Below are 20,129 nucleotides of genomic sequence, written 5' to 3'. Positions count from 1 at the left end.
GAGAGCGGCACTGATGGCCTTGGCAATTTTTGATCTGGACGAAACCCTGATTCACGGCGACTGCGCCACCCTCTGGAGCGAACAGATGGGCCGCCTGGGCTGGGTCGACAGCGAATCGTTCATGCGCCGCAACCATGAACTGATGGACGCCTACAGCCATGGCAAGCTGGCCATGGAGGAGTTCATGGACTTCAGCCTGGAGCCCATGACCGGACGCACGCCGCAAGAAGTCGCGCACCTGGTCGAGCCCTGGGTCGAAGAGGTGATCGAACCGATCATCTTCAGCGATGCCTGCAAGGCCATTGCCGCCCATCGCCAGGCCGGCGACCGGATCCTGGTGATCTCGGCCTCGGGCACCCATCTGGTGAAGCCGATAGCGGCCCGCCTGGGCATCGACGAAGTGCTGGGCATCGAGCTGGAAGTGCAGCATGGGGTCTACAGTGGCCGCACCGTTGGCACCCTGACTTACCGCGAAGGCAAGATCACCCGTCTGCTGGAATGGCTGGATGCCGAGGAAGAAAACCTGGAAGGCGCGACCTTCTACTCCGACTCGCGCAACGACCTGCCGTTGCTGCTGCGAGTGGATCATCCGCAAGTGGTGAACCCGGACCCGGTATTGCGTGAGCACGCCGAGAAGGCCGGCTGGCTGATCCATCACTGGAAGTGACCCACCCCCAAGATCCCCGAAGCTGGCTCGTGCAGGAGCTGGCGGCCAGCCAGCAGCCTGTCAGGCCTGACGCCCCCTTCGTCGGCAGGCCTGCTTCTACAGGGTTCAGATCAAGCTGGAGTCGATCACCAGCACCAGCTTGCCCGACACCTTGTTGGTCGCCAGTTCGGCGAAGGCGGCTTCAGCGTCCTGAATCGGGAAGGTCTTGGCCAACTGCGGGCTCAGACGCCCTTCGGTGAACAGCGGCCAGACATTTTGCCCGAGGTCGCTCAGCAGGTCGGCCTTGAACTGCTCGTTGCGGCTGCGCAGGGTCGAGCCCAGCAACTGGATGCGCTTGGCCAGAACCTGGGCCAGGTCCAATTGCGCTTCGCGCCCTCCCATCAAGCCAATCAACACCCAACGTCCATCCACGGCCAGCAACTTGATGTTGTCGGCCGCGTAATTGGCGCCTACCGGATCAAGGACGACATCGAATGGGCCGAAGTCCCGCAGCGCCTCCAGGCCATCGGTGCGTACCACACCGCCCTGGGCACCCAGGCTTTCGCAATAGGCCAGGCGATCGGCGGAACCGACACTGACCCAACACGGATTGCCGAACGCCTTGCACAATTGAATGGCGGCCGAACCGACACCACTGGCCCCGGCGTGCAACAGCACCTTCTCCCCGGGCTTGAGCGCCGCCAGTTGGAACAGATTGAGCCAGGCGGTGGCGTAGACCTCGGGCAGTGCCGCCGCCTCGACCAGGGACAGCCCCTCAGGCACCGGCAGCACATGGCGCGCATCCACCACCACTTCCTCGGCCATGCCGCCACCGGCGAGCAGCGCGCACACCCGATCGCCGATCTGCCAGGACGAACCCGGGCCGACTTCGCTGATAATCCCGGAGCACTCCAGCCCCAGGATCGGGCTGGCTCCCGGCGGCGGCGGATAAAGTCCGGCTCGCTGCAGCAGATCGGCACGATTGAGCCCCGCAGCCGCCACACGAATGCGAACTTGCCCTACATCACAGGCCGGACTTGGTTCTTCAACCCACTCCACATGACCTTCAACGCCTTGCAATGCTTTCACAGTGCCTCCATAGTGAGTCTGGACTGAGCCCGGAGCGGTAGCACCGGGCTTTTTGCATTATGCGACCGGCCCTTATGGAACCGGCGACTTCAAAGACGGCCTAATATGCGTTATCAATTGCCCCCGCGTCGAATCAGCATGAAGCATTTGTTCCCCAGCACCGCCCTCGCCCTTTTCATTGGTTTCGGCTTACTGCCGATGTCGACCAATACGTTCGCAGCCAATAGCTGGGACAACCTTCAGCCCGATCGCGATGAGGTAATTGCCAGCCTCAATGTTGTAGAACTGCTCAAACGCCACCATTACAGCAAACCGCCGCTGGACGATGCGCGCTCGGTGATCATCTATGACAGCTACCTGAAGCTGCTGGATCCGTCGCGCAGCTACTTTCTGGCCAGCGACATTGCGGAATTCGACAAATGGAAAACCCAGTTTGACGACTTCCTCAAGAGCGGCGACCTGAACGCCGGGTTCACCATCTACAAGCGTTATCTGGACCGGGTCAAAGCGCGTCTGGACTTCGCCCTCGCGGAACTCAACAAAGGCGTCGACAAGATCGACTTCAACGCCAAGGAAACCTTGCTGATCGACCGCAAGGACGCGCCATGGCTCAAGACCACCGCAGAACTCGACGACCTGTGGCGCAAACGCGTCAAGGACGAAGTGCTGCGGATGAAGATCGCCGGCAAGGATCCCAAGCAGATCCAGGAAACCCTGACCAAGCGCTACAAGAACCAACTGGCGCGCCTGGACCAGACCCGAGCCGAAGATATCTTCCAGGCCTACATCAACACCTTCGCCATGTCCTACGATCCGCACACCAATTATCTGTCGCCGGATAACGCGGAAAACTTCGACATCAACATGAGCCTGTCGCTGGAAGGCATCGGCGCCGTATTGCAGAGCGACAACGACCAGGTCAAGGTCGTGCGCCTGGTGCCGGCAGGCCCGGCGGACAAGACCAAGCAAGTAGCGCCTGCGGACAAGATCATCGGCGTTGCCCAGGGCAACAAGGAAATGGTCGACGTGGTGGGCTGGCGCCTGGACGAAGTGGTCAAGCTGATCCGCGGCCCGAAAGGTACCCTGGTGCGCCTGGAAGTGATCCCGGCAAGCAACGCGCCAAATGATCAGACCAGCAAGATCGTGCCCATCACCCGTGAAGCGGTGAAGCTCGAAGACCAGGCAGTGAAGAAGTCGATCCTCAACCTCAAGCAGGACGGCAAGGACTACAAGCTCGGGGTGATCGAGATCCCGGCCTTCTACCTGGACTTCAAGGCCTTCCGCGCCGGTGATCCGGACTACAAGAGCACCACCCGCGACGTGAAGAAACTGCTGACCGAGTTGCAGAAAGACAAGGTCGACGGTGTCGTCATCGACCTGCGCAACAACGGCGGCGGCTCTCTCCAGGAAGCCACCGAACTGACCAGCCTGTTTATCGACAAGGGCCCGACCGTCCTGGTACGCAACGCCGATGGCCGTGTGGATGTGCTCGAAGACGAAAACCCCGGCGCCTTCTACAAAGGGCCGATGGCGCTGTTGGTCAACCGCCTCTCGGCTTCGGCTTCGGAAATTTTCGCCGGCGCCATGCAGGACTACCACCGCGCACTGATCATCGGTGGCCAGACCTTCGGTAAAGGCACGGTGCAGACCATCCAGCCACTTAACCACGGCGAGCTGAAGCTGACCCTGGCCAAGTTCTACCGGGTTTCCGGACAGAGCACCCAGCATCAAGGCGTGCTGCCGGATATCGGCTACCCATCGATCATCGACACCAAGGAAATCGGCGAAAGCGCCCTGCCTGAAGCCATGCCATGGGACACCATCCGCCCGGCCATCAAGCCCGCCATGGATCCGTTCAAGCCGTTCCTGGCCCAGCTCAAGGCCGAACACGAAAGCCGTTCGGCGAAAGATCCGGAGTTCGTGTTCATCCGCGACAAACTGGCCCTGGCACAGAAACTGATGGCGGAAAAGACCGTCAGCCTCAACGAAGCCGAGCGTCGCGCACAACATGCCGACATCGAAGCCAAGCAACTGGCCCTGGAAAACGCTCGTCGCAAGGCCAAGGGCGAAGAGCCGCTCAAAGAGCTGAAGAAAGAGGACGAAGACGCGCTGGCCGCTGCCGAGCCGGACAAGACCAAGCCGGAAGATGACGCCTACCTGAGTGAAACCGGGCGCATCCTGCTGGACTATCTGAAGCTCAACACCTCGGTGGCCAAGCACTGAAGATGATGGCAATTTAATTCGATCGCTCCCCGGATCGTCATTAAACAGTCATCATTCTGTCGTGAAATAAAGGACCGGGCGCCGCTCTTGAACTGGAGCGGCGCCCGGTCCTTTTTTCATCGACAGAGATCGCCATGACCACGACCGAACAGCTGAGTGCATTGAGTTCAATCCTGGCTCAAAGCGGTTTGCACAGCCTGTTCCAACCGATCATCAGCCTTTCCGAGCGGCGCATCCTGGGTTACGAAGCCTTGAGTCGCGGCCCCTCCAACAGCCCCCTGCACTCCCCTGTCGCCCTGTTTGCGGTGGCACGCCAGGCCGGCCGCCTGAGCGAACTGGAGATCGCCTGCCGCCACAGCGCCTGCAAACGCTTCAGCGAGCAGCAACTGCCCGGCAAACTATTTCTCAACGTCTCCCCCGAATCCCTGCTGGAAGCGGCCCACCAGCCCGGGCGCACCCTGCAACTGCTGCAGGACTTCGGCATCCCGCCGAGTCAGGTGGTGATCGAACTCACCGAACAGACGCCCATCGACGACTTTCAGCTGCTGCAGAATGCTCTGCATCACTACCGCGACATGGGATTTTCCATCGCCCTGGACGACCTCGGCGCCGGCTATTCAAGCCTGCGCCTGTGGTCCGAGTTGCGACCGGATTATGTGAAGATCGATCGACACTTTATCGATGGCATTCATCAGGACGCGCTCAAACGCGAGTTCGTCGGTTCGATCCTGCAGATCGCCAAGGCTTCCCGCGCCCAGGTCATCGCCGAAGGCATCGAGATGTTCGAGGAGCTGGCGGTGCTCACGGAAATGGGGGTCGATCTGGTCCAGGGCTACTTGCTGTGCCGGCCGCAGGAGCAGCCGCCCCGTGATGCGCGGACGATGATGCCCAAACACGACAACCCCAGCGTGGCGCTCAACGACGAAGGCAGCGATCTCAGCGCCTTGCTCAACGAGCAGCCGGCGGTTGCCCGCAATACCCCCACGGCCAACGTCCTGGAAGCCTTTCGCCGGCAAGCCAACCTCAATTCCCTGGCTGTTCTTGACGAGCAGGGCCAGCCCTGCGGGATCGTTCATCGACATTCACTCTCGGACGCCCTGCTCAAACCCTTCGCCACCGACCTGTTTGCCCGCAAACCCATCAGTCGCCTGATGAACGACGATTTCCTCGCCGTCGAACTCAGCCAATCCCTGCAGCAGGTCAGTCGCCTGATCACCAGTCGCGCACGACAACGCATCGAGGAAGACTTCATCATCACCCTCAACGGCCAGTACCTGGGACTGGGGCGGGTCATAGACGTACTCAAGCTGATCACCGAGCTGAAAATCCAGCAGGCACGCTACGCCAACCCCTTGACCCTGCTGCCGGGCAACGTCCCCATCCAGCAGTGCCTGACGCGCTTGCTACAGCAGGGACGGGAATCGGTGATCTGCTATGTGGATATCGACAGCTTCAAGCCCTTCAACGATATCTACGGTTACGGCCGTGGCGATGAAGTGCTGCTGTGCCTGGCTCAATGCCTGAATGATCGGGTCGATCCCAGCCGCGACTTCGTCGGGCATATCGGCGGCGATGACTTCTTGCTGGTGCTGGGGCCGGAAGACTGGCGCAGGCGCCTGAATCAGCTGCTGGACGACTTCCACAGTCAGTGTCGGCGCTTCTATCGCAGCGAACACCTGGAAGCCGGCTGTTTTGTCGCGCCCAACCGCCAGGGAGTGCGCCAGGAATTTCCCCTGCTATCGCTGTCTATCGGCGTGGTGCACCTGTATTCGGAGGCCTGTGGACAACTGGACTCCAGTCAGCTGGCAGAACTGGCCTCCCAGGCCAAGCATCACGCCAAGAACGTCCAGGGCTACAGCATCCATGTGATCGACAGCCTGGATGCCGCAGCCAGCCTGGGAACGCACTCCCTCAATGAGCCGCTGCGGGATCAGCCGATTGATCGAGCTGCATCAGTTTGAGCTCCGCAAGAGGATGACCGGCCTGCGCCGAGAGCCGCCACCAACGGGCGGCCTCGGCCGCATCGGGCGCCTTGCTGGGCGAGCCGGCCAGACTGATCACACCAAGCTGATAGGCCGCTTTGCCGTCACCCGCCAATGCCGCCAGGCGCAACAGACGCTGACCTTCCTCACGCGCACCCAGCCCTTGTCCGCGAAAGGTCAGGATATGCCCATAGAAACTCTGCGCAGCGACGTTACCCAGATTGGCCATGCGCGCGAACTGCCCTTCCATCCAACGCCAGATACGGGGTTGACGGATAAACCAGGGCCAATGAAACAAGCGGCGCGCCAACCAATAACCGAGACGTGCCTTGAGTGGCAGGAACATTCAAGCCTCCGCTGATTCGGGGTATTCGTACTCGAACACACGCACCACCTCCGAAGCGTGCCATGAAGCGGCAGCCACCCCGTCGGAAGGCCCGGAAAAACGTCCAAGGCGCTCGACACACTCGAAGAATCCGGTCCGCGGCAAACGACTGGCGCCCTGGCTGATCACCAATGAGCTGCGCAGCGGCTGTTCGGCCCGGGCATCCAGGGCCGCCAGGTGCTCCAGAGCGGCCGTTAAGGTCTGCATCGCCGGACTGGGCAGTTGCAATCGCTCCAGCAGCGCACGATAGGTTAAAAGGTGACGTTGACGACGGGCTTGATCCAGCTCACCCAACAGCCCATCCCAGTGCTGACGACTGATCCTTACACTCACGATTGCTCCCTCCACCCCGGCACCGTCAATTCCCAGGCCAGGCTGCGGCGAATCGCAGCGTCAGGGTGACGCTCGCCACTTTCAATCAGGGCCAGGTAAGACGGACTGATACCTACTTTGCGGGCCAGCGCCTCGATGGCGATGCCCTTCCCTTCGCGCAGATTGCGTAATTGATCCAGGCCCGGAAGACTCTGGGCCGGTGGCGCTGCCTGAGACGTAGCGCCAGCATGCGATAGTGGTTCGGTGAGGCCTGCGGCTGTCAATAAAGCTTGATACTGAGCCCACGGCAGAACCGCGTATTCGGGCTCGCCATCGCGTTCAATAATCTGAATATCCATTACTACCCCGTAGGACAACGACACTTATCGAGTCGGACTTTTCCTTTGAAGTGTAATCCTAACAGCGGCTGCGGTCGCGGGGAGCATGATTGTTGAACCTGCGAGTCAATCGACTCAATTTTGCCGTGGCCCCTCCAACCGCAGCTGTTCCGGTGTATCCGGCAGACGTTCGACTACCGCCAGCTTTTCCGGCCGCTGCCGGCCACGCCAGGCGCGGAAGGCGCTGAGCTCGTCATCCAGGGTCTTCATCAGCCAGGCCAGCACGGCAATGTCGTCGAGCATGCCGAACACCGGGATGAAATCGGGAATCGCGTCCACCGGACTGAGGAAATACATCAGCCCCGCCACCACCGACAACAAGGACTTGGCGCTGATTGCCCGATATTCGCCTCGCCAGTAAGCCAGGCATAACGCCTGGAGCAGGCGCAGGTCCTCTTTGACCTTGCCCAAGCGCCCTCCCTGAATCGCCCCCTTGCTGGCGACAGCGAACAATAGCGTCGGCAAACGACCGCGGCTCAGCAACCGGCCCGCCAAAGGCAGGAAGCGAGCAAAGTTCCAGGGTGTTTTCATCATCACTCCCACTGAAATGTTATCCACACAAATTGTGGATAACCTTGTGAACAGAGCTATTTTTCACGGCTGAAAGCCCCGTCTCACAAGGGCTGAGCTCAGATCGGGCGTTTTTTACTCACATAAAAAAACCCATAATTTCATTGACTTGGCAGCCCTCAACGACTACCCGCAGCTGACAACCCGTTCTGACCACCGACGAGGCCGCAGGTTCGGATTAATTGCCAGATGAGCCTTGCAGAAACGACAACGCCCCGTAAAACGGGGCGTTGCTTCAGGCGCAAAGACAGGTTACTTGGCGGCGTCCTGCTTGGCTGGATCCTTGATCCCCAGCAGTTCCAACTCGAATACCAGCACCGAGTTGGCCGGGATCGACGGGCTTGGGCTCTGCGCGCCATAAGCCAGATCGCTTGGGATGTACAACTTGTACTTCTCACCTACGTGCATCAGTTGCAGGCCTTCAACCCAACCAGGGATCACGCCGCTGACCGGCAGATCGATCGGGCTGCCACGCTCAACCGAGCTGTCGAACACGGTGCCGTTGGTCAGGGTACCGGTGTAGTGAACGGTGACCACGTCAGTCGGCTTTGGCTGAGCGCCATCGGCCTTCTTCAACACTTCGTACTGCAGGCCGGAAGCGGTGGTGGTCACGCCGGCCTTCTTGCCGTTTTCTTCGAGGAATTTCTTGCCGGCAGCCGCCGACTCTTCGCTCATCTTGGCCATACGCTCTTCAGCACGCTTTTGCAGCGCGGCAAAGGCTTCGACCAGTTCTTCGTCTTTCAGCTTCTGTTCTTTCTTGCCGACGGCATCTTCGATGCCCTGGGCTACGGCTTTGGAATCCAGGTCATCCATGCCTTCCTGAGCCAGGCTCTTGCCCATGTTCAGGCCGATACCGTAGGAAGCTTTTTGCGCCGGGGTTTTCAGCTCTACGCTGGTCTGCGAATCACAACCCGCAAGTACCAGGCTAACCAGGGCCACCGCCGCCGCCAACCGATGCTGTTTCATGCTATTTCCTTGTTCATGCGCCTAAAGGGCAATCGAATAAAGCCGCGAGCTTATCAGGCGACCACGACCAATGGCTACCGGCGTAAGAGTAGTAAATGTCTGATAAGTTCACGTCTTTAAACACGTTTTTGTGCTGTGGAGAACGCCCCGCCCAGGCGGCTGAATGAGGCGCTGGAACGAGCGCGAATAACCATAGCGCAAGTAATGGCTACTTGCCGCGTCAATGACGCTCAGGCATAAGGAAGGCAAATTCGACAAGGACGTACATCTTGCGCCTCATCTACCGTGTATTACTGATAATCGCCGTACTGATCGGCACAGTCCTGGCCGTGGTCCTGTACTACATCGCCAACCCCAAGCTGGCGGAATATGTCCCCGTCGAACAGGTGCACTACCTGGATCAGTGGGATGCAGCAGACCGCCAGACCTACTATTTCACCCCCCAAGGCACCCAGGTCAAAGGCCTGCGCTATGAATGGTTTGTTGCCCTGGAACTGCCCTTCTCCGAACAGTCCTTTGCCGCTCCCGAGTACCTGGCACGCTTCGGCTTTCTGGTGGAGCCCGGACAGAAAGCCACAGCGCAGAATCCCGGCAACCTTCCGGTAGGCTTCGCGCGCCACCAAAACCCCGGCAGCCCGGAACAATACCTGGACATCACCTGCGCGGCCTGTCACACCGGCGAACTGCGCTTCAACCATCAGGCCCTGCGGATCGACGGAGGCTCGGCGCAACACGTACTGCCTTCAAGCGTGCCGACCCTGCGCGGCGGCAGCTTCGGCCAGGCGCTGGTGGCCAGCCTTACCGCCACCTACTACAACCCCTGGAAGTTCGAGCGTTTCGCTCGCAAAGTCCTGGGCGACAACTACGAGGCGCAGCACCCGCAACTGCGCAAAGACTTCAAGCGCTCACTGGACAACTTCCTGCAAGTGGCCTGGAACGATACCCACCGCGGCCTTTATCCCACCGAGGAAGGGCCGGGCCGTACCGACGCATTCGGACGCATCGCCAACGCCAGTTTCGGCGACGCGATTTCCCCAGAGAACTACCGCATCGCCAACGCCCCCGTGGACTATCCGCAACTGTGGGATATCTGGACATTCGACTGGGTACAGTGGAACGGCTCGGCGCAGCAACCCATGGCGCGCAATATCGGCGAAGCCCTAGGCGTCGGCGCGACCCTGAACCTGTTCGACGCCAACGGCCAGCCGCTCACTGGCGAATCACGCTATCCATCCAGCGTGCGGGTTCGTGACCTCAACCTCATCGAAGAAACCTTGCAGCGCCTCAAGCCACCTGCCTGGCCGGAAACACTGCTGGGCGCCGTCGACAAGCCCCTGGCGGCCAAGGGTCGTGAGCTGTTCGCCCAGCATTGCGCTGGCTGCCATCAGCCGTCGGTGAGCGAGTCCAACGGCCGACCGGTTCAACATCTGAAAATGCTCCCGGTTTCCGTGATTGGCACCGACCCGAACTCCGCCAGCAATATCGCCGACCTGCGCTATGACCTCAGCGCCCTGCAGTGGGATACCGCCGAGCTGGCAAAATCCAATGTCGAGCTGCACCCGACGCCCACCGAACCGCTGGACCTGCGTCAACTCTCGGCGGCCAAGGGCCTGGCCTACATCACCGCTTTCGTTGAAGAACGCGCCTACCGTGACGCCAAGGTCAGCCCCGAGGAGCGCCCACGACTGGACGGCTACGGCCTGCCAATCGGGGTACGCGAGCTGCGCGCCTACAAGGCCCGCCCGCTGGCCGGGGTCTGGGCAACCCCGCCCTACCTGCACAACGGCTCGGTGCCCAACCTGTATCAACTGCTGTCTCCGCAATCGGAGCGCTCGACGACCTTCTATCGCGGCACCTTCGAGTACGACCCCAAACACCTGGGCTATCGTCCGGAAGCCTTCAAGAACGGTTTTGAATTCGACACCCGCATCAGCGGCAACCACAACAGCGGTCACGAGTTCCGCGCCGGCCAGCGAGGCAACGGGGTTATCGGCCCGCTGCTGCAGCCGGAGGAGCGCTGGGCATTGCTGGAATACCTGAAAGTGCTGGGCGGACCGCTGGAGTCACAACTGCCATGAAACTCGATCTCGCAAGAAAACGACCGTCGCTGCTGGCCAGGCTGTGGCTGCGCCTTGGCGCATTGCTGGGCAGGACGCTGCTACTGCTGCTGGTCATCGGCCTCCTGGCCTGGGCGCTGTCCAGCGCCTGGTTCGCCTGGCAGCACCGCGGTCCGGTGGCGGTACAAGAGCAGATTCCCGCCGATGAGGCCGCGCGCACCCAGGACATCATCCAGACTGCCGTGCGCATCGTCGACCAGCACCGCGAGGGCACCCGCTACCTGCGCGATGCCCATGCCAAGGCCCATGGCTGCGTAAAAGCCGAGGTCCAGGTCCTCAAGGACCTGAGTCCGGAGCTGCGCCAGGGCGTGTTCGCCAATCCTGGCCAGACCTGGCAAGCGACGGTGCGCTTGTCCAATGGCAATGCCTATCCGCAGTTCGACAGCATTCGCGACGCCCGCGGCATGGCAATCAAACTGTTGGAGGTGCCAGGGCAACAGTTGATCCCTGCGGAATCGGGGCGACGCGAGCAGGACTTTGTGATGTTCAACCATCCGAACTTCTTCGTCAGCGATGTGGCCGAGTATCAGCAAAACATCGCGGCGCAGGCGGACGGCAAGAAAGTCGGTGCCTTCTTTCCTGGCTGGGATCCTCGCCGTTGGCAGATCCGCCACCTGTTCATTGCCCTGGCCACGCTGTCACCGGCACCGGCCAGCCCGACCCAGAGCACTTACTTCTCGGTTTCGCCCTACAAGTTCGGCAATGCCAACGCCAAGTTCCGGGTCATGCCGGACCCTGACAGTTGCCCGGCCTACAGCCTGCCGGCGCAGAATCAGGACCTGCCCAACTTCCTGCGCAGCGCCCTGACCCAGCAACTTTCCACCGATCGGGTTCCGGCCTGCTTCGTCCTGCAGATCCAGCGTCAGAACCCGAGCCGGTTCATGCCGATCGAAGACACCAGCATCGAATGGAAGGAAAGCGACGCCCCCTTTGAAACCGTGGCCCGCTTGACCATTCCTGCCCAGGACTTCGACACCCCGGTGCAGAACCTGGCCTGCGACAACCAATCCTTCAACCCCTGGTTCGGCATCGAAGCCCATCGCCCCATTGGCGGTATCAACCGCTTGCGCAAGGCGGTGTACGAAGCGGTCAGCGACTATCGGCATAGCCGAAACGCCGAGCAGTAAGCCATAAACGAGAAAAGCGGCCCAAGGGCCGCTTTTTTTCGCACAGGATCTGCACCAAACCAAATCCCAGACAGCAAAAAGCCCGCGTTAGCGGGCTTTCTGTGGTGACTTGGCGTTCAGTGTTCCAAGTTACCGAATATGGCGCAGCGGACGGGACTCGAACCCGCGACCCCCGGCGTGACAGGCCGGTATTCTAACCGACTGAACTACCGCTGCGCGTAGCGTTGAAAGTAAGTGGTGGGTGATGACGGGATCGAACCGCCGACATTCTGCTTGTAAGGCAGACGCTCTCCCAGCTGAGCTAATCACCCTTTACCTTCGTTGCGGGGCGCATTATGCCACAGAAATTCTTAAAGTGTTGATTTAATTGATAAATTTATCAAAAAAATCTGAATTCCCATGATTTGCCGCGCTACCCGCCAACTCTTTACAGCAAAAAGCCCGCGTTAGCGGGCTTTCTGTGGTGACCTGGCGTTCAGTGTTCCAAGTTACCGAATATGGCGCAGCGGACGGGACTCGAACCCGCGACCCCCGGCGTGACAGGCCGGTATTCTAACCGACTGAACTACCGCTGCGCGTAACACTGAATGCGAATGGTGGGTGATGACGGGATCGAACCGCCGACATTCTGCTTGTAAGGCAGACGCTCTCCCAGCTGAGCTAATCACCCTTCACGTTCGGTGTGGCGCGCATTCTACGGAGCAGTCCGTACTCTGGCAAGCACTTTTTATAATAATTTTTTCAGGCCTTCCAAAGGCTTAGCGAAGGGTTGGCCTGAGCAGCAGCGAAGAGAATAATGCCCTCCTTTGTATAAAGGAGAGATTCACCCCATGTGGTTCAAAAACCTGCTGATCTATCGCCTGACCCAAGATCTGCCTTTTGATGCTGAGGCGCTGGAAACTGCACTGGCGACCAAACTGGCGCGCCCCTGTGCAAGCCAGGAGTTGACCACTTACGGTTTCGTCGCCCCTTTCGGCAAAGGTGAAGATGCCCCGCTGGTTCACGTCAGCCAGGACTTCATGCTGGTGGCCGCGCGCAAGGAAGAACGCATCCTGCCTGGCAGCGTGGTGCGCGACGCGGTGAAGGAAAAGGTCGAAGAGATCGAAGCCGAACAGATGCGCAAGGTCTACAAGAAGGAGCGCGACCAGATCAAGGATGAAATCATCCAGGCGTTCCTGCCCCGTGCCTTTATCCGTCGCTCTTCGACTTTCGCCGCCATCGCCCCGAAACAGGGTCTGATCCTGGTCAACTCGGCCAGCCCAAAGCGCGCCGAAGACCTGCTCTCCACCCTGCGTGAAGTCCTCGGCACCCTGCCAGTACGTCCGCTGACCGTGAAGATCGCCCCGAGCGCAATCATGACCGACTGGGTCAAGACACAGAAAGCCGCCGACGACTTCTTCGTGCTCGACGAATGCGAGCTGCGCGACACCCACGAGGACGGCGGCATTGTGCGTTGCAAGCGCCAGGACCTGACCGGCGAGGAAATCCAGCTGCACCTGAGCACCGGCAAGGTGGTCACTCAACTGTCCCTGGCCTGGCAGGACAAGCTGTCCTTCATGCTCGACGACAAGATGGTGGTCAAGCGCCTGAAGTTCGAAGACCTGCTGCAGGACCAGGCGGAACAGGACGGTGGCGATGAAGCCCTCGGCCAGCAGGACGCCAGCTTCACCCTGATGATGCTGACCTTCGGCGACTTCCTGCCGGCGCTGTTCGAAGCCCTGGGCGGCGAGGAAATTCCGCAAGGCATCTGACGCCTTGTCCGGATAGCCGCTCCGCACCAGACGCCACCGCCTTCGGTGGCGTTTTCACATAACAAGGAACAGGTCATGCGCGCACTGGCTGCACTCAGCCGCTTTGTCGGCAACACCTTCGCTTACTGGGTACTGATCTTCGCCGTCCTGGCATTCTTCCAACCCGGCTGGTTCATCGGCCTCAAGGGCGCCATCGTGCCGCTACTGGGCCTGGTGATGTTCGGCATGGGCCTGACCCTGAAACTCGAAGACTTCGCCGAAGTGGCGCGGCATCCCTGGCGGGTGGCCCTGGGAGTCGTGGCGCATTTCGTGATCATGCCGGGCGTGGCCTGGGTGCTCTGCCAGGCATTTCACCTGCCGCCGGAAATCGCCGTCGGAGTGATTCTCGTCGGCTGCTGCCCAAGCGGCACCTCCTCCAACGTCATGACCTGGCTGGCCCGGGGCGACCTGGCGCTGTCGGTAGCGATTGCCGCGGTGACCACCCTGCTCGCCCCGCTGCTGACCCCGGCGCTGATCTGGTTGCTGGCCTCGGCCTGGCTACCGGTGTCGTTCATGGAGCTGTTCTGGTCGATCCTGCAGGTGGTGCTGCTGCCGATCGTGCTCGGCGTCCTGGCCCAACGCCTGTTGGGCCAGCGGGTGCAGCACGCGGTGGAGGTGTTGCCGCTGGTGTCGGTGGTCAGCATCGTCATCATCGTCACCGCCGTGGTGGCGGCCAGCCAAGCGAAAATCGCCGAATCCGGACTGCTGATCATGGCGGTGGTGATGCTGCACAACAGCTTCGGCTACCTGTTGGGCTATTTCACCGGCCGACTCTTCAAACTGCCCCTGGCCCAGCGCAAATCCCTGGCCCTGGAAGTCGGCATGCAGAACTCCGGCCTGGGGGCCGCCCTGGCCAGCGCCCATTTTTCGCCCCTGGCGGCGGTGCCCAGCGCCTTGTTCAGCGTCTGGCACAATATTTCCGGGGCGCTGCTCTCTACCTACTTCCGCCGCATGAATGACGAAAGCGAGCAAAAACTGGAAACAAAACAGCTCAGCGACTGAGCGGAAAAACTGATCGCCCAAACAAAACTGGGCAGTATACTGCGCAACGCGAGGACGACCTCGCCACTCGATCGAGTGATTCATTCTGGGGACGACCCCATCCACCGATGAGGTCAGCATGTCCTGGATCATTTTGTTGTTTGCCGGTTTGTTCGAAGTAGGCTGGGCCGTCGGCCTGAAGTACACCGACGGTTTCAGCCGTCCGTTGCCCACTGCCCTGACCATCCTCGCCATGGCCATCAGCCTGGGCCTGCTCGGCCTGGCCATGAAGGAGCTGCCCCTGGGCACCGCCTACGCCATCTGGACCGGAGTGGGTGCCATCGGCACGGTCATCGCCGGGATCATCCTGTTCGGCGAATCCATGGCCCTGGTACGCCTGGCCAGCGTGGCGCTGATCATCGCCGGCCTGGTGGGCTTGAAAGTCAGCGCCAGCTGACCGCCACCCCGCAGACATGAAAACGCCCGCAGCATTGCGGGCGTTTTTGTATCCGGCAGAAACTAGCGCCGCGGGCCGCGCAACTGCGCCACCAGGGTCTGCAAGTACGCCGGCTCCGCCGTTTCCACCGCCACTGCCGGCCCGGCCACCAGGGTCACTCGCGACCAGATGCGATGAAAGAAGCCCTTGCTCGGATCGCGGCTGAAGAAACTGCCCCACAAGCCTTGCAGGGCCATGGGAATCACCGGCACCGGGGTTTCTTCGAGAATCCGCGTCAGCCCGCCCTTGAACTCATTGATCTCGCCATCGGCCGTCAGCTTGCCCTCGGGGAAAATGCACACCAGTTCACCATCGCGCAGGTACTGGGCAATCCGCTTGAAGGCCTTTTCGTAGATCTCCAGGTCCTCATGCCGTGCAGCGATAGGAATGGTCCCGGCGGTGCGGAAGATAAAGTTCAGCACGGGCAGGTTGTAGATCTTGTAATACATCACGAAGCGAATCGGCCGACGTACAGCGCCGCCAATCAACAAGGCATCGACGAACGACACGTGGTTGCACACCAGCAACGCCGCCCCTTCATCGGGGATCTGCTCCAGGTTGCGATGCTCGACACGGTACATGGAATGGCTGAGCAGCCAGATCATGAAGCGCATGCTGAATTCCGGCACCACTTTGAAGATGTAGACGTTGACCGCGATATTGAGCAGCGACACCACCAGGAACAGATGAGGAATGGTCAGCTCGACCATGCTCAGCATGACGATGGAAACCAGCGCCGAAACCACCATGAACAACGCATTGAGAATGTTGTTGGCGGCGATCACCCGAGCCCGTTCGTTCTCCGGAGTGCGTGACTGGATCAGCGCATACAGCGGCACTATATAGAAGCCACCGAAGACCCCCAGGCCCAGCACGTCGAACAGCACCCACCAGGCGTGGGCAAAGCCCAGGACTTCGAGCCAGCCATGTCCGCTGGCGCTCTGCGGAATTCCGCCGGAATGCCACCACAGCAACAGACCGAACACCGTCAGGCCAAATGAGCCGAACGGCACCAGGCCGATCTCGACCTTGCGCCCCGAGAGCTTCTCGCACAGCATCGAACCCACCGCGATACCCACCGAGAACACGGTGAGAATCAGGGTCACCACCGTCTCGTCACCGTGCATCCACTCCTTGGCATAGGCCGGAATCTGGGTCAGATAGATCGCCCCGACAAACCAGAACCAGGAATTGCCGACAATGGAGCGCGACACAGCCGGAGTCTGCCCCAGGCCCAGGCGCAAGGTGGCCCAGGACTGGCTGAAGATGTTCCAGTTCAAGCGCAGGTCCGGGGTCGCAGCGGCCGCCCGGGGAATGGCCCGGCTGGCCAGGTAGCCCAGCACCGCGACACCGATCATGGCACTGGAGACAATCGGCGCGTAATGCGCCGAGGACATCATGATCCCGGCGCCAATGGTGCCTGCCAGGATCGCCAGAAATGTGCCCATTTCCACCAGGCCGTTGCCGCCCACCAGTTCCTCTTCGTGCAGGGCCTGGGGCAGGATCGAGTACTTCACCGGCCCGAACAGCGCCGAGTGAGTCCCCATGGCGAACAGCGCCACCAGCATCAGCGACAGGTGATCGAAGGCGAAACCCACCGCCCCCACCACCATGATCGCGATCTCCCCCAGCTTGATCAGGCGGATCAACGCGTCCTTGGCGAACTTCTCGCCAAACTGCCCGGCCAGGGCAGAAAACAGAAAGAACGGCAGGATGAACAGCAAGGCACAGAGGTTGACCCAGATCGAGCGATCCCCCTCGATGCTCAGCTTGTAGAGAATGGCCAGAATCAACGACTGCTTGAAGATGTTGTCGTTGAACGCGCCGAGGGATTGCGTGATGAAAAACGGCAGGAACCGCCGCTTGCGGAGCAAGGTGAACTGCGAAGGGTGACTCATCGTCCATGTCCCTGAGTGGCGTGGATACTGTTATTGGAATGTCGAATATCGATCCAGGCCACAACCTTACCTATCTTTGGCGATTATTTCCCCAAGCCCGCAATGCACGGCGAAACAAACAACTCTCCCTTATAGGCGCCCTGCAGCGTGCGCTTGGCTACGATCAGCCACATCACCGCCAATGCCGCCACCAGTACCGCGCCAAACAGACTGAAGAAGCCCAGGTGCAAGGTACTACCCAGCTTCAGGGTCGCCAGCGAATACACCCCCAGCGGAAAGGTAAAGCCCCACCAGCCGAGGTTGAAGGGAATGCCCTCACGCAGGTAACGGCGGGTGATCAGCACGGCCATCAACATCCACCACAGGCCAAAACCCCAAAGGGTCAGGCCCGCCACCAGCCCCAGGCCGGCGGCAATCTCACCGACGCCTGGCAGGCCATTGGCAGCAAAGATCGCCGGCGCGTCGCCGCCCAGCACCAGCATGCCCAACGCGCCGGTGCCGATCGGCCCCAGGGCCAGCCAGCTGGAAGCGGCCATGCTTTCGTGGGGCAATTTGTGCAAGGCCATGCGCAATAGCAGGATGGTCAGGATGCTGAAGGCCACCGGCAGCGAGAAAGCCCACAACACGTAACTGGTACTGAGCACCACCCACTGGGCATGGGCATCCGCCAGGTGCGGCGCCAGCAAGCCACCGCTGGCCGCTGCCACTTCGGCCGCCACCACCGGCAGCAACCAGACGGCGGTCATCTGATCGATGCTGTGCTCCTGCCGAGTGAACATCATGTAGGGGATCAACACCCCGCAAGCCAGGGACATGGCCACATCCAGCCACCACAACACTTGCGCCAGATGCACCGCCGCCTCACCCCAGCGTGGAATGCCGAACAGCAGCAAGCCATTGATGAGGGTTGCCAGCCCCATGGGAATGGTGCCGAAAAACATCGATACCGTTGAGTGAGCAAAGATCCGCCGCGCCTCATCGAAGAACAGCACCCAGCGCGCGGTGTACATCGCGGTAAAGAGCAAGAACAGGACGATGGTCAACCACCAGAAGCCTTCGGCCACCTGATGCAGGCCCGGCACCGGGGCCGGCCATTGGGCCAGCGCCAGGGCCAGAACTCCGGTGCCCATGGTGGCGGCGAACCAGTTGGGAGTGAACTGACGAATGGCTTCGCGCGGGTGTTGCAGATGACTCAAGGGCCGACGGCCGGTTTTGATGCTGTGGGTGCATGGCATGGCGTGTCTCCTGTCCTCTGATGAGGTGGAGCCCATGGTAGAACCGAATCGAATATCTATATAACGGGTAATTTCTCTATCTGTTATCTATTTTGCAGATATATAACTAGACGCTACCCGCGGATTCGATCACCAACACCCTGGCAACACCCTGAGGATGAGCCACATGTTCGGTCCCCAGGTCGGCATAAAAAATGTCGCCCACCTCCAGCAGCACTGACTGCTCCAGCCCTTCAAGGCGATAACGCATCTGCACCTGGCCACCCAGCACCACGAATACCTCCTCACCGTCATTGACGTGCCAGCGGTAGGGCTGGTCAGTCCAGTGCAGGCGCGTGGTGATGCCGTTCATGTTGGCGATGTCCAGGGCCGCCCAGGCCCGCTCGCCGGTAAAGTCTGCGCTGCGAATGACCTTCATGCCGACCTCCCTGGCACCCAGGACGCTGAGCGACCCGCGCGGCGGACCGTTACCGGTAAGGTGAAACACCAGCGATGCGCCAGCCGGTCGAACAACCGATGATCAGGCTCAGGGGACATAAGGCACTCCATGGCAACAGGGAACAGGGAACAGGGAACAGGCGCCCATAGTGAACGCGGGCGGCCCTTTCGCCAACCGACGCACCTGCACTCAGCCCCCCAGGGCAAACCGGCCCATGGACCATCAAGCCTACTGCCGGGCAATCGAGCATTTGCTCAGGCTCCCGGCGCCGCACAGGGCTGCAGGGGACGACGCACCAGCACCAGAAGCGCGCCGAGGGACAACAGGATCAGCAGCGCACCGTAACCATCGGTGGTGGCAATCAGGCCGAAGCGACGGGTCAGGTTTCCCGCCAGCAAGGCCGGCAGGCAGAACGCCAGGTAACTCAAGACATAAAACGCCGACATCAGGCCCGCGCGCTCATGGGGCAAAGCCAGCGGCACCACGCTGCGCAACGCGCCGAGAAAACCGGCACCAAAGCCGCCGCCCAGCACCAGGGTGCCGACAAAAAACACTGTCAGGCTGGCACTGTGCACGGCCCCGAGTAGCAGCATCACCCCCAGCGCCAGCAACCCGGCCCCCAAGCGCAGGACCTTGTCGGCCGGACGCTGGCGCAAGGAAAAGATCATCGCCGCACCACTGAGGGTCAGGACTGCCACCATGGCACCGCCGATCAGGTTCGAAGTGGAGCCGGTGGCGGCGCGAACCAGCGATGGCGCCAAGGACAGATAGAAACCGCCCACCGCCCACACCGCCACATCCACCGGCAACGCCAGCCATAAAGCCCGACGTGCTTGCGGCGGCACATGCAGCCTCGGGCGCAGCGAGGCCCAGGCGCCGGGTTGCGCGCTGACACTTTCCGGCAAGCGCCAGACATACAGGGCCTGAACGCCAAACACCCCCAACAGCAGCCAGTAACTGAGCTGCAACGGCAGGGGTGCGAACTCCACCAGCAGGCTGGCCCCCATCGCGCCGCAGGCCATGCCCAGCAGGGGCGCCACACTGTTGACCAGCGGGCCCTGGCGACGATCGACATCCAGCAGCGCGGCGCCGAGCACACTGGTGGCCATGCCGGTGGCAAAGCCCTGCATCACGCGCGCGGCAATCAACCATTGCACCCCGCTTTCATTGATGAACAGCAGCATCGCCAGGCAATTGAGCAGCAGGGCGACAAAAATCACCGGCCGCCGTCCCAGGTAGTCCGACAGCGAACCCACGGTCAACAACGCTGCCAACAGGCTCAGGGCATAAACCCCGAACACCAGGGTCAACACCGCCGGAGAAAAATGCAGGGACTCCTGATACAGGTGATACAGCGGTGTCGGCACGCTGGACGCCGCCAGGAAACTCAGCAGGGTAAGGGCCAGAAACACCAGACTGCGACGGCTGGCCCCACAAGCATTGATTGCACCGGACATGAGCACGCTCCACTAAAG

General features: G+C 61.0%; 18 protein-coding genes and 4 tRNA genes. 8 read left to right on the top strand and 14 right to left on the bottom strand.

Features of this window, described 5'->3' with window-relative positions:
* The first annotated feature begins 13 nt into the window (after window positions 1-13).
* Complete coding sequence (locus tag L1O02_RS08805; RefSeq protein WP_060840512.1) at window positions 14-667, top strand: HAD family hydrolase; 654 nt, start codon at window positions 14-16, stop codon at window positions 665-667.
* Between the two features lie 105 nt (window positions 668-772).
* Here the strand turns inward: L1O02_RS08805 and L1O02_RS08800 are convergent, their stop codons facing one another.
* On the bottom strand, window positions 773-1,735 hold the full coding sequence (locus tag L1O02_RS08800) for an NAD(P)H-quinone oxidoreductase (RefSeq protein ID WP_060840513.1): 963 nt from the start codon (window positions 1,733-1,735) through the stop codon (window positions 773-775).
* A gap of 138 nt (window positions 1,736-1,873) precedes the next feature.
* Here L1O02_RS08800 and L1O02_RS08795 point away from each other — a divergent pair, with 138 nt between their 5' ends.
* Both L1O02_RS08795 and L1O02_RS08790 read left to right on the top strand, forming a co-directional pair.
* Window positions 1,874-3,958: a carboxy terminal-processing peptidase gene (locus L1O02_RS08795; RefSeq protein ID WP_164990745.1), complete on the top strand. Its 2,085-nt coding sequence runs from the start codon at window positions 1,874-1,876 to the stop codon at window positions 3,956-3,958.
* A gap of 134 nt (window positions 3,959-4,092) precedes the next feature.
* Window positions 4,093-5,919: a bifunctional diguanylate cyclase/phosphodiesterase gene (locus L1O02_RS08790; RefSeq protein WP_060844336.1), complete on the top strand. Its 1,827-nt coding sequence runs from the start codon at window positions 4,093-4,095 to the stop codon at window positions 5,917-5,919.
* Here the strand turns inward: L1O02_RS08790 and L1O02_RS08785 are convergent.
* From L1O02_RS08785 to L1O02_RS08765, 5 genes are all read right to left on the bottom strand, one after another.
* The gene (locus L1O02_RS08785; RefSeq protein ID WP_060840516.1) at window positions 5,870-6,286 is read right to left on the bottom strand and encodes a sel1 repeat family protein; all 417 of its coding nucleotides are present in this window, start codon (window positions 6,284-6,286) and stop codon (window positions 5,870-5,872) included. The two genes, L1O02_RS08790 and L1O02_RS08785, sit on opposite strands and share 50 nt — an antisense overlap.
* Window positions 6,287-6,658, bottom strand: coding sequence for a hypothetical protein (locus L1O02_RS08780; RefSeq protein WP_003179080.1), 372 nt, complete (start codon window positions 6,656-6,658; stop codon window positions 6,287-6,289).
* Window positions 6,655-6,996, bottom strand: coding sequence for a helix-turn-helix transcriptional regulator (locus L1O02_RS08775; RefSeq protein ID WP_060845168.1), 342 nt, complete (start codon window positions 6,994-6,996; stop codon window positions 6,655-6,657). The genes L1O02_RS08780 and L1O02_RS08775 overlap by 4 nt, the downstream gene beginning before the upstream one ends.
* Window positions 6,997-7,110: 114 nt before the next feature.
* Window positions 7,111-7,566, bottom strand: coding sequence for a YkvA family protein (locus L1O02_RS08770; RefSeq protein ID WP_060844337.1), 456 nt, complete (start codon window positions 7,564-7,566; stop codon window positions 7,111-7,113).
* 291 nt (window positions 7,567-7,857) lie between these two features.
* Complete coding sequence (locus L1O02_RS08765; RefSeq protein WP_016963891.1) at window positions 7,858-8,571, bottom strand: FKBP-type peptidyl-prolyl cis-trans isomerase; 714 nt, start codon at window positions 8,569-8,571, stop codon at window positions 7,858-7,860.
* Between the two features lie 269 nt (window positions 8,572-8,840).
* Here L1O02_RS08765 and L1O02_RS08760 point away from each other — a divergent pair, with 269 nt between their 5' ends.
* Window positions 8,841-10,649, top strand: coding sequence for a di-heme-cytochrome C peroxidase (locus tag L1O02_RS08760; RefSeq protein ID WP_108546106.1), 1,809 nt, complete (start codon window positions 8,841-8,843; stop codon window positions 10,647-10,649).
* Complete coding sequence (locus L1O02_RS08755) at window positions 10,646-11,815, top strand: catalase family protein (RefSeq protein ID WP_108546107.1); 1,170 nt, start codon at window positions 10,646-10,648, stop codon at window positions 11,813-11,815. The genes L1O02_RS08760 and L1O02_RS08755 overlap by 4 nt, the downstream gene beginning before the upstream one ends.
* Before the next feature lie 139 nt (window positions 11,816-11,954).
* Here L1O02_RS08755 and L1O02_RS08750 read toward each other — a convergent pair.
* The 4 genes from L1O02_RS08750 to L1O02_RS08735 all read right to left on the bottom strand — a co-directional run bounded on the left by L1O02_RS08750 (window position 11,955) and on the right by L1O02_RS08735 (window position 12,485).
* Window positions 11,955-12,031 (bottom strand) — tRNA-Asp (locus tag L1O02_RS08750).
* Between the two features lie 19 nt (window positions 12,032-12,050).
* Window positions 12,051-12,126 (bottom strand) — tRNA-Val (locus L1O02_RS08745).
* 187 nt (window positions 12,127-12,313) lie between these two features.
* Window positions 12,314-12,390: transfer RNA gene (locus L1O02_RS08740), tRNA-Asp, on the bottom strand.
* Window positions 12,391-12,409: 19 nt separating this feature from the next.
* A tRNA-Val gene (locus L1O02_RS08735) sits at window positions 12,410-12,485 on the bottom strand.
* 160 nt (window positions 12,486-12,645) lie between these two features.
* Here L1O02_RS08735 and rdgC point away from each other — a divergent pair.
* From rdgC to sugE, 3 genes are all read left to right on the top strand, one after another.
* Window positions 12,646-13,566, top strand: a complete 921-nt coding sequence (gene rdgC / locus L1O02_RS08730; RefSeq protein ID WP_016967448.1) for a recombination-associated protein RdgC — start codon at window positions 12,646-12,648, stop codon at window positions 13,564-13,566.
* Between the two features lie 75 nt (window positions 13,567-13,641).
* The gene (locus L1O02_RS08725) at window positions 13,642-14,607 is read left to right on the top strand and encodes a bile acid:sodium symporter family protein (protein ID WP_060840520.1); all 966 of its coding nucleotides are present in this window, start codon (window positions 13,642-13,644) and stop codon (window positions 14,605-14,607) included.
* A gap of 118 nt (window positions 14,608-14,725) precedes the next feature.
* Window positions 14,726-15,043, top strand: coding sequence for a quaternary ammonium compound efflux SMR transporter SugE (sugE, locus tag L1O02_RS08720; RefSeq protein WP_016967450.1), 318 nt, complete (start codon window positions 14,726-14,728; stop codon window positions 15,041-15,043).
* A 62-nt stretch (window positions 15,044-15,105) separates the two neighbouring features.
* Here sugE and L1O02_RS08715 read toward each other — a convergent pair whose 3' ends face one another.
* The 4 genes from L1O02_RS08715 to L1O02_RS08700 form a co-directional block, all read right to left on the bottom strand.
* Window positions 15,106-16,980, bottom strand: a complete 1,875-nt coding sequence (locus L1O02_RS08715; RefSeq protein WP_060840521.1) for an MFS transporter — start codon at window positions 16,978-16,980, stop codon at window positions 15,106-15,108.
* Between the two features lie 83 nt (window positions 16,981-17,063).
* On the bottom strand, window positions 17,064-18,215 hold the full coding sequence (locus L1O02_RS08710) for a TDT family transporter (RefSeq protein WP_060840522.1): 1,152 nt from the start codon (window positions 18,213-18,215) through the stop codon (window positions 17,064-17,066).
* 106 nt (window positions 18,216-18,321) lie between these two features.
* Window positions 18,322-18,633 carry a cupin gene (locus tag L1O02_RS08705; protein WP_060840523.1) on the bottom strand — a complete coding sequence of 104 codons (312 nt, stop codon included), beginning with the start codon at window positions 18,631-18,633 and terminating at the stop codon, window positions 18,322-18,324.
* A gap of 275 nt (window positions 18,634-18,908) precedes the next feature.
* Window positions 18,909-20,111: an MFS transporter gene (locus L1O02_RS08700; RefSeq protein ID WP_060844343.1), complete on the bottom strand. Its 1,203-nt coding sequence runs from the start codon at window positions 20,109-20,111 to the stop codon at window positions 18,909-18,911.
* Window positions 20,112-20,129: the final 18 nt, after the last annotated feature.

The organism is Pseudomonas sp. BC42 (assembly GCF_021560055.1).
Classification (GTDB): domain Bacteria; phylum Pseudomonadota; class Gammaproteobacteria; order Pseudomonadales; family Pseudomonadaceae; genus Aquipseudomonas.
Note: the sequence above shows the minus strand (reverse complement) of the source record. Positions and strands in the feature narration are given on the sequence as shown.